Source organism: Cellulomonas sp. CW35 (assembly GCF_052378485.1).
GTDB lineage: Bacteria > Actinomycetota > Actinomycetes > Actinomycetales > Cellulomonadaceae > Cellulomonas > Cellulomonas uda.
The window spans coordinates 1,618,554-1,631,236 of sequence record NZ_CP199000.1; the positions used below are offsets into that span (position 1 = coordinate 1,618,554).

The window sequence follows — 12,683 nt, forward strand, 5'->3', positions numbered from 1 at the left end:
CCCCGGGCCCCCGCCGTGGTGTCCTCAGCCGTCGGTGCACGCGATCGCGACGAGCGACGGCACGGGCGTGCCGAACCGGTGGGTGGTGGTCGTCACGGACTGCTCGCGCAGGAACGGGGCGAGCTCGACGCGCCCGGACTCGGTGGCCGGGTGGTCCCAGACCGCGACGTCCGGACGACCGCGCGTCGCCTCGGCCAGCGTGCCCGCAGCCGCCCCGAGGAGCCGGACGCGCCCTCCGGCCAGGTCCGCGACGCGTGCCGACCACGCCGCGTCGTCCTCGGTGACCAGCGCGCTCGCGGCGTCCGTCAGCGCGACCGCCAGGGCGTCGGGCAGCGGGAGGGCGGTCGAGACGACGACGTCGGTCCCGGCCGCCGCGGCCGCCGCGACGACGCGCGCGAGGTCCGCGACCGAGCCGGCGGCGGCGAGGCGCACGAGCACCGGCTCGGGCACGGGCCGGTAGCGCAGGACGTTGCTCTCGCACGTGAGCCCCGTGACGTCGCGCGGCGAGAAACGGGTCGCGAGCGCGTGGGCGTCGCTGCGGGCCCCGCGCTCGACGGCGTCGGCCTCGTCGGGCGGGAGGTCGGCGTGCGCGGCCGCGACGATCGCGCGCACGTGCTCGTCGGACACCGGGGCGCCCTCGACCGCCTGCGTGGGCCGCCAGGAGACGAGCGTGTCCAGGTAGCCGGGTCCGCCGGCTTTGGCGCCCGGACCCACGGCTGAGCGCTTCCACCCGCCGAACGGCTGGCGGCGCACGATCGCACCGGTGATGCCGCGGTTCACGTACAGGTTCCCGGCCTGCACGCGCGCGAGCCACGTCGCGATCTCGTCGGGGTCGAGCGAGTGCAGACCGCTCGTCAGGCCGTAGTCCACGTCGTTGACGACGGCGATCGCCTCGTCGAGGTCCGCGACGGTCATGACCGACAGCACGGGCCCGAAGTACTCGGTGCGGTGCGACCGGGAGCCGGGCTGCACGCCGACCCGCACGCCCGGGGTCCACAGCCGCCCGGCGACGTCGAGGCGGCGCGGCGTGAGCGCCCACGACTCGCCGGGGTCGAGCTCGGTGAGGCCGCCGAGCAGCTTGCCCGCGGCGGGCTCGACGAGCGGCCCCATCTGCGTGCGCGGGTCGTGCGCCTCGCCGACGACGAGCGACGACGCCGCGTCGAGGAGCTGGTCCCGGAACCGGCGTGAGCGCCCGACCGACCCGACGAGCACGACGAGCGAGGCCGCCGAGCACTTCTGACCCGCGTGCCCGAACGCGGACGCGACGACGTCCTTGACGGCGAGGTCCAGGTCGGCGCTGGGCGTCACGACGATCGCGTTCTTGCCGCTCGTCTCGGCGAGCAGGCGCAGGTCGGGGCGGAACGAGCGGAACAGCGCCGCGGTGTCGTACGCGCCGGTGAGGATCACCTGGTCGACACCGGGGTGCGCGACGAGCGTGCGTCCGAGCGCGCCCTCGTCGACCTGCACGAGGTGCAGGACGTCGCGGGGGACCCCCGCCTCCCACAGCAGCTCGGCGAGCACCGCGCCGCACCGCTGCGACTGGCCCGCGGGCTTGAGCACCACGGCGGACCCGGTCGCGAGCGCGGCGAGCGTCGACCCGGCCGGGATGGCGACGGGGAAGTTCCACGGCGGCGTGACGAGCGTGAGGCCGGCCGGGACGGCGGTCGCGCCGTCCACGCGGTCGAGGTCGCGCGCGAGCTCGGCGTAGTAGTGCGCGAAGTCGACCGCCTCGGACACCTCGGGGTCGCCCTGCTCGAGCGTCTTGCCCGTCTCTGCGGCCATGACCTCGAGCAGCGCGTCGCGGTGCTCGTCGAGCACGTCGCCGGCGCGGTGCAGCACGGCCGCACGCTCGTCGGACGTCAGCGCGGCCCACTGCGCGCCGCCCTCGCGCGCGGCGCCGACCACGGCGTCGACCTCGTCCGGCGAGCGCAGCCACGCACCCGCCGCGGCGTCGGTGCCCAGCGTCGAGCCGGGGACGCGCGCCAGCAGGGCCCGCGCGCGGGACCGGTTCTCGACGACGGCCGGATCGGTGTCGGGCGTGTTCGCGAACCCGCCGAGTGCGGGGCGGGGGACCGCGGCGTACCGGTCCGGCACGCGGTGCCGAGCGGGCGCGTCGTCGTCGAGCGCCGCGACGGACGCGAGGAAGCGGTCCCGCTCGCGTGCGAACAGACCCTCGTCGGAGTCCAGGTCGAACACCGCGGACAGGAAGTTCTCGCTCGACGCGCCCTCCTCCAGCCGGCGGATGAGGTACGCGATCGCGACGTCGAACTCGGCCGGTGCGACCACGGGCGTGTACAGCAGCAGTCCACCCACCTCGCGCCGCACCACCTCGGCCTGGCCCGGCGCCATCCCGAGCAGCATCTCCACCTCGACCGCGTCCCGGACCCCGCGCCGGCCCGCGAGCAGCCACGCGTACGCGACGTCGAACAGGTTGTGCCCCGCCACGCCCAGCCGGACGTTGCCCACGCGCTCGGGCGTCAGCGCCCACTCGAGCACACGCTTGTAGTGCGTGTCCGACTCGCGCTTGGAGTGCCACGTGGCGAGCGGCCACCCGTGCAGCTCGGCCTCGACGCGCTCCATCGGCAGGTTGGCGCCCTTGACGAGCCGGACCTTGACGGGCGCGCCACCCCGCGCACGACGAGCCGCGGCCCAGTCCTGCAGGCGCTGCATCGCCGGCAGCGCGTCCGGCAGGTACGCCTGCAGCACGACACCCGCCTCGAGGTGGAGCAGCTCGGGCTCGTCGAGCAGCCGCTGGAACACCGCGAGCGTCAGGTCCAGGTCGCGGTACTCCTCCATGTCGAGGTTGACGAACGTCGTCGGCGACGAGGCCGCAGCCAGCCGGTACAGCGGGCGCAGCTGCTCGACGACGTGCGCGACGGTCTCGTCGAACGCCCACGGCGCGTGCGGCGCGACCACCGACGACACCTTGACCGACACGTAGTCCACGTCGGGCCGCGCCAGGAGCGCCATCGTGCCGTCGAGCCGGCGCCGCGCCTCTCGCTCGCCGAGCACCGCCTCGCCCAGCAGGTTGATGTTGAGCCGCACGCCCTGCGTCCGTAGCCGAGCGATCGCCCGCGTCAGCCCGCGGTCGCTCGCGTCCACGACGAGGTGACCCACGAGGTGACGCAGCACGCGACGCGCCACGGGCACCACGACGTCGGGCAGCGCCGGCGCGAGCGCACCACCGGCGCGCAGCAGCGCCCGCAGCGGCGGTGCCAGGAACCGCGGGGCGCGCCCCGCCAGGTCGTGCAGCGCCGCCGCCGCGACGCGCGTGTCCTGCGGACGGATCACCCCGTCGACGAACCCGACGACGAACGCCAGCCCGTCGGGGTCGTGCAACGCCGCCGCGAGCTGCGCGGCCGACGCGTCCGGCCGGTGACCCGCGGACTCCTGCAGCCACCGTTGCACGAGCGCAACCGCCTCACGCGCGAGCTCGTCGCGCTCGAGGCGCGCGTCCGGCCGGTGCGGGGGGCCGTCGGGGGCGACGTGGGACGAGATCGTCATGGCGTTCCTTCGTGGGGGTGCGTCTTCGGTGGACCCGGGGTGGTGGTCCTGCACCGAGGATGCGGCCTGCTGCCCGCGCCCGCCAGGTCGACCCCCGCACGGCTTCGGGTTCGAGCGTGGACTGCACCCTGCGCAGTCGGTCGCGAACTCAGCTGTACGACGAAGGTCCCGGGACAAGCCGGGTCGACCGCCTGCGCGTCGATGCCTCGGTTGGGTATTCGAGTGAATTGCACGGCTGCTGACTCGACCGGGAACCCTCGGCCGCCACACTCCTCCTGACTTGATGTGCAGTACCCGGCCCGGTGGTTCACGCACCTTGCTGAGGTCGGTGGACCGGGGGTTACGCGTGCGTGGTTGGAAGCGCGGGCGCCGAGTTGTGGGCGCTGGGGTCGCGGGTGTTCTCGTGGCGGCTGCGGCGTACGCGGCGGTCGACGGGTACGACGCGGCCGGGCGCGTGACAGACGAGATCACGTGGCGCACCAACTCCTCGAACCCCGACTACGAGAAGTTCCGCACCGTCACCGTCTACGACGGCTCCCACACGACGGTCATCCCTCCCCAGGGCGGAACCGCGGTCACGACCGTGCTCGACGCGCAGGGTCGAACCACCACGCTCGCCCAGCACCGCACCCGGCCGGCCCCGGCAGGCTTCAACGCACGCACGGTGCTGGACAGCCAGGTCGTCGCCGCGACGTACAAGTACGACCGGTCGGGCAACCTCATCTCCTTCACGGACAGCGGGGACCTCGCTCGCGGCATCGCGAAGAACACGTGGACCTACGAGTACGACTTCGCGGGGCAGCAGGTCGCAGCGAACGACCCCGATGCCGGCCGGACTACGACGACCTACGACACGCTCGGGCGGATCACGGCCGTCACCAACGGCGCCGGGCAGACCCTGAGCTACACGTACGACAACCTCGGGCGCAAGCTCACGGTCAGTGACGCCTCGGGCCTGCGCACGTCGTTCACGTACGACACCGCCAAGGACGCGGACGGCAACAGGGTCCTGGGCCGGCTGGCGACGAGCACGCGCCACACGTCGGGTGGTGAGTACGTCTCGCAGGTCCTCGAGTACGACCTCGCCTACCAGGCGGTGCGCACGAAGGTCTCACTGCCCGCGTCCGGTGACCTCGCCGGGTTGACGAAACGGGAGTTCGTCACCGAGTACGGGTACACCTCCGACGGGCAGGTGCAGACCGTCAAGCTGCCGCAGATCACGCAGGGGGGAGCCAGCGGCGGTGGAACCAAGGTCCTTGGTGCCGAGACCGTCACGACGTACTACGACACCGCGTCTCGGCCGCAGTGGATGGCCGGCGGGTTCGGGTGGGGCACGTATGTCGCCGAGTCGCGTCGCGACGACTACGGCAAGGTGACGGCGCTCGACCTGGGCAACACCTACGGCGCTGTCGCCTCGTACACGTATGACGAGGTCACCCAGCGCTTGACGGGGATCGCGGTCAAGCGCGAGCAGATCAGCGGGACCGACCTGAACGTCGCCTACACCTACGACCAGGCGGGCAACCTCACGTCCGCCACTGACGCACCCGGGAACCTCCTGCTCGGCCAGAAGCCGGATCGTCAGTGCTTCACCCACGACGAGGTTGCGTCGCCTGACCGCGGCGTGGACGAGCAAGGCGAGCGCGTGTGGTAGTGAGCCGACCTCGACGCTCGAGGTCGCCGGGGCGGCCCCGTACTGGGACACCTACGGCTACGACGATCTGGGTAACCGTCGCGCCCTGACCGCCCGGCGGGCGGGGTCGTGGGGTTCGTGGACCGGCGGGACGACGACGGCCAGCACGTACTCCTACGGGCAGGGGCAGGCCGGCCCTCACGCGCTCACCGGGACCAGCACCGCCACGAACGGAGCGGCGCCCACGACCGCGGGCTACGAGTACGACGCGGCCGGGCGGCAGACCTCCCGGCCGGGTTCGGGGTCGCTGGTGTGGGACGGTGAGGGTGAGCTCACGGCGGTGGGCGCTGCGGGGTCGAGGACCTCGATGCTCTACGACGCGAACGGTGAGCGTCTGACCCGCACGGACTCCTCTGGCACGACGGTGTACCTGCCTGGTGGGCAGGAGATCCGTATCGAGGACGGCGAGGTCGTCTCCGCGGTGCGGTACTACTCGTTCGACGGGCAGACCGTGGCGGTGCGCACCGGCAAGGGTCTGGGGGCGGTCACGTCCTTGGTCGCCGACCTGCACGGCACGGCCCTGATGGCGATCGCGAACACCACATGGACCGCGGCCGGTGTCGTCAAGCAGTACACCGACCCGTTCGGCGCGGCCCGCGGCGCGGGCGTCGACGTCCCCGGTGAGCGGCAGTTCCTCGACAAGACCCGAGACGTGAGTACCGGTCTGACGCAGGTCGGTGCCCGCTACTACGACGAGACCACCGGACGGTTCATCTCCGTCGACCCGGTACTCGACCTGACCAACCCTCAGCAGTGGAGCGCCTACGTCTACGCCAACAACAACCCGACCACCTGGTCCGACCCCACCGGCCTGTTCAGCTGGGGGTCGATCGGGGATGTTCTCAGCGGGTTCGGCAAGGGCACGTACAACACCGTCACCTCCGTCACGCGGTCGCTCAACCCGGTGTCCGTCGTCCAGTCCATCACCGCGATGCCGGCCATCGCGAAGGAGAACGGTGGCGGCGCGTGGGGCTGGTACACGTCTGCGACGTTGACGTTCAACCCGATGTACGGGGCGGTCGCGAACACCTATGCGACCGTGGACGCGGTGCAGGCGGGGAACGTCGAAGCCGCGGCGTTCCACGCAAACCAGCGCAGTCCAGACCACGGCGATCACCGCCGCCACCTTGTACCTCCCCGCCAAGGGCGGAATCGGCGCCATGACCGGCAAGGGGACGCGCCCCACCACCACGGTCAACGGCGGCGGAGGCCGCCGTGCTACGGTCCCCGAGGCAACAACACCTGAGTTGCCCGCGACTGCCGCAAACACCGCAGGGCTTGAGGCCAGAGCGAATGCGGTCCATGGCGCTCTGGATCCGATCGCGCAGAACTCTCGGACGACCGCTGCTCTTGGCACCCGGCAGGGCCAGACGGTCTTGGCGGGAGGTGGCCGCGATCTGAGTCCGGCGCAGCGGGCATTGGCGCAGTCGGACGAGCTCGTGGCGCGGTCTCCGGGTGCTCATGCGGAAGTCACTGCGGTTCGCGGCGCCCAAAGCGTTGGCCTGACTCCCCAGGGAATCGGTGTGTCTCGTCCAATCTGTCCGGCTTGCCAGACCTTCCTCGAGGAGTCCGGGGCGACCATCACAAGTCCGACAACAGCCTGGTGGTTTGGAAGATGAGTGTGCGTGAGTATGACGAGCAGGAGATCCTCGCGCGGCTGGCTGCCCTGGACCGTCGCTCGAAGACGGCGTTCGCCGCGTCATGCGCAGAGCGTCTGGTTCCCCTCTTCGAGCGTTATGCCAGGTCGGTCGGGGCGCCGGAGTTGGGTCCCAGGCTGAGGGGGCTCGCCGATGCAGCCTGGGGCGCAGCCTCGGGCGTGGATATCGACGCCGGTGCGTATCAGGCCGAGGCCGAGGGCATGGTCCCTTCGGATTCGGATGGCTGGGTCTTGGAGACCGGATATGGCCAGAACGCCGCCGCTGCCGTCGCGTATGCCATTCGCACGTGGCTGACGGATGCTCCTCAGGAGGCGGCGTGGGCGGCGCGCCAGGTCTACGAGATCGCCGACTATGCGGTCCTGCAGGGTGACTCTGAACTGGACCTGAACAGTCCTGGCGCCGAGAGGCGGGTCCTGGAGTCGGCCGCCGTTCAGCGTGCGCTTACCGCGATCGCCCGTTCTCTCAGCCTCGTCGAGGCCGCTCCGCTGACCTGGCAAGAGCTCCGGGCGGAGGCGGAAGCGGATGGCCAGCAGTGGGCCAGGGCGCTCCCGTGAGTAGGCGTGTGTCAGCTGGCGTCGGTGGTCAGGGCGCGGAGCTTGGTCTTGGTGACGAGGGCGTCGAGGACTTTGAGTAGTGCGGCTTGGTCGTCGGGGGGCAGGGTGGCGAAGGCGGCGAGCTGGTCGGCCAGGGCGTTGGTGGGGGCGTGCAGGGGCCGGCGGGGCGCGTCGGGGAGGACGAGGTAGTCCACGGTGACGTCGAAGGTCTCGGCGATGGGGTCTGCTGCGGGGCTGGTTGACACTCCATCTGTGGGACGAGGTCCCGCTGGAAGGATGTTGCTGTGCCCAAGAAGTTCCCTCCCGAGTTCAAGCGTGACGTCGTGCGGGTCGCCCGCCGTGGTGATCTGACGCATGCCGAGGTCGCCGCCGACTTCGACATCTCGATCGAGTCGGTGCGGCGCTGGGTGCGCCAGGCCGACATCGACGACGGCGTCGTGGACGGCAAGACGACCAGTGAGCAGAACGAGCTCGTGCAGTTGCGTCGAGAGAAGCGCGGGCGGGCTGGAGATGGAGAACGAGATCCTGCGCCGCGCGGCGGCGCACTTCGCCGCCGGCTCGCTCCCAAAATGAGTTACCCCCTGGTCCGTGACCTGGCCGCCGAGGGCATCCCGGTGCGGTTGACCTGCGGGGTGCTCGGCCACTCCAGGCAGGCGTACTACGCCTGGCTCGCCGATCCGATCAGCGATCGCGAGCTGCAGGACGCCTACCTGACCAACGCGCTGATCGACGCCCACGGCGACGACCCGGAGTTCGGCTACCGGTTCCTGGCCGACGAACTCGAACGCGCCGGTCACGACGTCGGCGAGCGTCGCGTCTGGCGGCTGTGCTCCCAGCAGAAGCTGTGGTCGACCACGGTCCGCAAGGGCCGCCGCGGGACCGGGAAGTCCCCGGGACCTGCGGTCCACGACGACCACGTCCAGCGGAACTTCACCGCGACCGAGCCGGACCGGGTGTGGGTCACCGACATCACCGAGCACCCGACCGACGAGGGCAAGGTCTACTGCTGCGCAAGGACCTGTTCAACAACCGGATCGTCGGCTACGCGATCGACGAGCGGATGACCGCCCAGCTCGCCGTCACCGCGCTGCGCACCGCCGTCGCCCGCCGCCGGCCAACCGGTGTCGTGGTGGTGCACTCGGACCGAGGCTCGCAGGGCGGACTCAACCGGTCGTCGCAACACCTCGTGATCACGGAGGTGTCAGGTGGTGCGACGGCAGCAGCAGGCGGACCGGGCGTTGCGACCGGCGATGCGTTCACCGGGGCGGCCGATTCCCGCTCGGCATGTGGAGCGGGAGTTCTGGCGGTTGATCGCGGCGGGCAAGAGTTCCGAGGAGGCCGCGGCCGGGGTTGGTGTGTCGTGGCCGGTCGGGTCGCGGTGGTTTCGTCACGCTGGCGGGATGGCGCCGTTGCCGCTGGCCGAGCCGACCGGCCGCTACCTGTCGTTCCACGAGCGCGAGGAGCTCGCACTTCTCAAAGCGCGCGGGCTTGGTGTTCGCGCGATCGCCCGCGAGCTGGGGCGTGATCCGGGGACGATCTCGCGGGAGCTGCGACGCAACGCGGCGACCCGGGGCGGCAAGCCCGAGTACCGGGCGACGGTCGCGCAGTGGAAGGCGCAGACCGCCGCCCGGCGCCCCAAGCCAGCCAAGCTCGTCATCAACGCTCGTCTGCAGGAGTACGTCCAGGTCCGGCTGAGCGGCCAGTTGCGCCGACCGGACGGGACGCTGGCGGCAGGGCCGGCGACGACCTGGAAGGGCCTGAACAAGCCGCACCGCAGCGACCGGCGGTGGGCGACGGCCTGGAGCCCGGAGCAGATTTCGCGGCGGCTGGTCATCGACTTCCCCGACGATGAGGACATGCGCATCAGCCACGAGGCGATCTACCAGGCGCTCTACATCCAGGGACGCGGGGCGCTGCAGCGCGAGCTGGTGACCTGCCTGCGGACCGGCCGGGCGCTGCGCAAGCCCCGGGAGCGGGCCCGCAACAGGCCCCAGGGGCACGTCACGGCTGACGTCGTCCTGGCCGAGCGGCCCGCCGAGGCCGAGGACCGGGCAGTGCCCGGGCACTGGGAGGGCGACTTGATGATCGGGCTGAACCGGTCCGCGATCGGCACCGTCGTGGAACGCACGAGCCGCTACACCCTGCTGGTCCACCTGCCACGTCTCGAGGGCTACGGGACAGTCCCACCGGTCAAGAACGGGCCCGCGCTTGGCGGCTACGGCGCCATCGCGATGAAGGACGCCCTGACCGCGACGATGACCACGATGCCGTCCGAGCTGTTGCGGTCGTTGACTTGGGACCGCGGCAAGGAGCTGTCCGCCCACGCGCAGTTCACGATCGACACCGGGATCGCCGTCTACTTCGCCGACCCGCACTCACCCTGGCAGCGCGGCACGAACGAGAACACCAACGGGCTGCTGCGCCAGTACTTCCCCAAGGGCACCGACCTGTCCCGCTGGCCGGCCGAGGACCTCCTGGCCGTCCAGGCCGCGATCAACAGCAGACCCCGCAAGGTCCTCGGCTGGAGAACACCGGCCGAGGTCCTCGATGAGCAGCTACGGTCGCTCCAACGGGCAGGTGTTGCATCGACCGGTTGAACCCAGTCAGTTTCGAGCGCGAAGCTTCCGGGCGGTCCTGACCGCCGCCGGTCTGCAGGGATCGATGGGTCGCGTCGCCTCAGCCGGCGACAACGCCGCCATGGAGTCATGGAACGCACTGCTGCAGAAGAACGGGAGCCTGACCCGCTTCCATGGACACCTTTGCTGAGGTGACGATCGGCCCTGACCCGCCCTCGCTTGGCACGTAACCTTGCGACAAGTAACCTTGTGATCGTGGCGGGCGGACCGACGAACTCTCAGGCGCCCACCGACCCGATCATCTTGGACTCGGCCTACCGCCACGGGGTGAGCGAGGACGACATGCTGCACGCGTTGCGGTTCGCTCTCGCTCATGTCCGCCAGGACGACGACATGGTCATGTTCATCGGTCCCGACGTCGCCGGCGCCCAGCTGGTCGAGGTCGGGGTCGTGATCTGGTGGGGAGGCGAGCTCGCCATCGCCCACGCGCTGCGCCCGGCCCGGAACAAGTACCTCAGGTGATACCCATGCGACCCTCACTGACCGACCTGATCGCCCACGCCGATCAGCTCGCCGACGCCTTCGAGGACTATGACCCGACCGCGGGTGACTTCGACGCGCCGCTGCCACCGCTGATGGCGGTCAAGCTCGCCGCGTTCCGCCGCGCGGCGGCGGAGAAGGAGCTCGCCCAGGCCATCCACGCCGCCCGCGAGGCGCACCTGTCCTGGCGCGAGCTCGGCGAGGCCATCGGCACCACCGGCGAAGCCGCCCGGCAACGCTACCGAGCATCCTGACCCTGTCCTCAAGCGCAGTACAAGCGCCGCGGCACAAGTCGCCGGCGTGCTATCTCCATGAGCGACATGGGTCGGGCCTGAATGGACGGCGGTCCGCGGCGTCACGCACTCGGCGACTCGTCGCGCGGGAGCAGGACCGTGACCGAGGTGGCGGGGACGACGAGCGTGTCCGGGCCGTCGTAGCGAACGGGCTCCCATGCCGCCGCGACGACGAGCGGGACATCGGGTTCGAGCGTGACCGCGCGGTCGTCGTCGTCGAGGTTGACCAGGACGCGTGCGTCGCCGCGGCGCAGGTCGAGCAGCCCGCGCCACGGGCCGTCGCTGTCGTCGGGGCCGGACCACGCGAGGTCCGTCGCGGCCAGGTCGCCGGAGGCTAGGTCGGCGGACGAGCGGCGTAGCGCGACGAGCGTGCGGTACCACTCCAGCAGGCGGGCATGGTCGCCGTGCGTGCGCTCGTCGCGGTCCAGGACCGCTGCGTCGCGTGTCGCCGGGTCCTGCGGGTCCGGGACGTCGACCTCGCGTCCGTACAGCGCGGCCCAGCCGTGGCCTGCGAACTCGGCGCGGCGGCCGTCGCGCACCGCCTGCGCCAGGTCGGGGTCGGTAAACGACGTGAAGAACGGGAACGGGCGGCGCGTGCCCCACTCCTCGCCCATGAACAGCATGGGCGTGAACGGCGAGAGCAGCAGGAGCGCGGCCTCACACGCGAGCCGGCCGGCGTCGAGCAGCGCCGACGGGCGGTCGCCGATCGCGCGGTTGCCGACCTGGTCGTGGTCCTGCACGAAGACCACGAACCGGTGGCCGTCGGTGCCCTCGGGGACGGGCCGGCCCCAGTCACGCCCGCGGAACGTGGAGCGGCCGCCGTCGTGCACGAACACGCGCGTGAGTGCCTTCCGCAGCGTGGCGGGGGAGCCGAAGTCCACGTAGTAGCCGTGGCGCTCACCGGTGACGAGCGCGTGGATCGCGTGGTGCACGTCGTCCGCCCACTGCGCGGTCATGCCCCAGCCGCCCTCGCTGGTCGGCGTGATCGCCACGACGTCGTTGAGGTCGGTCTCGGCGACGAGCGACAGGGGGCGGCCGAGCTCGGCGGACAGTGTCGCGACCTCGTCGGACAGCTCGGCCAGCAGGTGCCGGTCCGAGTCGTCGCGCAGCTCGTGGACCGCGTCGAGGCGCAGCGCGTCCACGTGGAAGTCGCGCAGCCAGCGCAGGGCGGAGCCGATCAGCCACGCGCGCACCTCGTCCGACCCGGGCTGGTCGAGGTTGATCGCGGAGCCCCACGGCGTGTGGTGCGCGTCCGTCCAGTACGGCCCGAACTCGCCCACGTACGCGCCGGCGGGGCCGAGGTGGTTGTGCACGACGTCGAGGCAGACCGCGAGGCCGTGCGCGTGCGCCGCGTCGACGAAGCGCTGCAGCGCCGCCGGCCCTCCGTACGCCTCGTGCACCGCCCAGGGACCCACGCCGTCGTAGCCCCAGCCGCGGTCCCCGTCGAACGGTGCGACCGGCATGAGCTCCACGACGTCGATGCCGAGGGAGACGAGGTCCTCGAGGTGCTCGCACGCCGCGTCGAGAGTGCCCTCGTCGGTGAACGTCCCGACGTGCAGCTCGTACAGCACACGACCGCGCACGTCGACACCGGCCCACCCGTCGTCGGTCCAGGCGAACCGGGCGGTGTCGAACACGCGGCTCGGGCCGTGCACGCCTGTCGGCTGCCACGCGCTGCGCGGGTCCGGGCGGGCAGGGCCGCCGTCGAGCGAGAACGCGTAGTCCGTGCCGTGCGGGAGCTCCCGGTCGTCGTGCCACCAGCCGTCGGGCGACCGCGTGAGCGCCCGGACCTCGCGCGGCGTGTCGTCAGGTCCGACGAGCACGTCGACCCGGGCGGCGTCGGGCGCCCATACCGCCGCGCGCAC

General features: G+C 71.8%; 10 protein-coding genes. 7 read left to right on the forward strand and 3 right to left on the reverse strand.

Annotation, left to right across the window (positions count from 1 at the left end; translation table 11 throughout):
- Positions 1-24: 24 nt before the first annotated feature.
- Positions 25-3,504 (reverse strand): proline dehydrogenase family protein, encoded by a 3,480-nt coding sequence (locus ACT17Q_RS07460; RefSeq protein ID WP_444665248.1) that lies wholly within the window; start codon positions 3,502-3,504, stop codon positions 25-27.
- Between the two features lie 403 nt (positions 3,505-3,907).
- Here ACT17Q_RS07460 and ACT17Q_RS07465 point away from each other — a divergent pair, with 403 nt between their 5' ends.
- From ACT17Q_RS07465 to ACT17Q_RS07475, 3 genes are all read left to right on the forward strand, one after another.
- On the forward strand, positions 3,908-5,158 hold the full coding sequence (locus tag ACT17Q_RS07465; protein WP_444665249.1) for a hypothetical protein: 1,251 nt from the start codon (positions 3,908-3,910) through the stop codon (positions 5,156-5,158).
- Complete coding sequence (locus ACT17Q_RS07470) at positions 5,109-6,443, forward strand: RHS repeat-associated core domain-containing protein (protein ID WP_444665250.1); 1,335 nt, start codon at positions 5,109-5,111, stop codon at positions 6,441-6,443. The genes ACT17Q_RS07465 and ACT17Q_RS07470 overlap by 50 nt, the downstream gene beginning before the upstream one ends.
- A 369-nt stretch (positions 6,444-6,812) precedes the next feature.
- Entirely contained in the window at positions 6,813-7,409 is a 597-nt protein-coding gene (locus ACT17Q_RS07475) for a DUF416 family protein (RefSeq protein ID WP_444665251.1), read from the forward strand.
- Positions 7,410-7,420: 11 nt separating this feature from the next.
- Here the strand turns inward: ACT17Q_RS07475 and ACT17Q_RS07480 are convergent, their stop codons facing one another.
- Positions 7,421-7,654 (reverse strand): hypothetical protein, encoded by a 234-nt coding sequence (locus ACT17Q_RS07480; protein ID WP_444665253.1) that lies wholly within the window; start codon positions 7,652-7,654, stop codon positions 7,421-7,423.
- A gap of 39 nt (positions 7,655-7,693) precedes the next feature.
- On the opposite strand from ACT17Q_RS07480, the gene ACT17Q_RS07485 reads away from it, so the two are divergent.
- The 4 genes from ACT17Q_RS07485 to ACT17Q_RS07500 all read left to right on the forward strand — a co-directional run bounded on the left by ACT17Q_RS07485 (position 7,694) and on the right by ACT17Q_RS07500 (position 10,779).
- Positions 7,694-8,473: a transposase gene (locus tag ACT17Q_RS07485; RefSeq protein ID WP_444665255.1), complete on the forward strand. Its 780-nt coding sequence runs from the start codon at positions 7,694-7,696 to the stop codon at positions 8,471-8,473.
- A gap of 186 nt (positions 8,474-8,659) precedes the next feature.
- Entirely contained in the window at positions 8,660-10,006 is a 1,347-nt protein-coding gene (locus ACT17Q_RS07490) for an IS30 family transposase (protein WP_444665257.1), read from the forward strand.
- A gap of 306 nt (positions 10,007-10,312) precedes the next feature.
- Positions 10,313-10,507, forward strand: coding sequence for a hypothetical protein (locus ACT17Q_RS07495; RefSeq protein ID WP_444665259.1), 195 nt, complete (start codon positions 10,313-10,315; stop codon positions 10,505-10,507).
- Between the two features lie 5 nt (positions 10,508-10,512).
- The gene (locus tag ACT17Q_RS07500; RefSeq protein ID WP_094180150.1) at positions 10,513-10,779 is read left to right on the forward strand and encodes a hypothetical protein; all 267 of its coding nucleotides are present in this window, start codon (positions 10,513-10,515) and stop codon (positions 10,777-10,779) included.
- A gap of 101 nt (positions 10,780-10,880) precedes the next feature.
- On the opposite strand, the gene treZ is transcribed toward ACT17Q_RS07500, so the two are convergent.
- A complete protein-coding gene (gene treZ, locus ACT17Q_RS07505) occupies positions 10,881-12,683 on the reverse strand; it encodes a malto-oligosyltrehalose trehalohydrolase (protein WP_444665261.1) in 1,803 nt (600 codons plus the stop codon).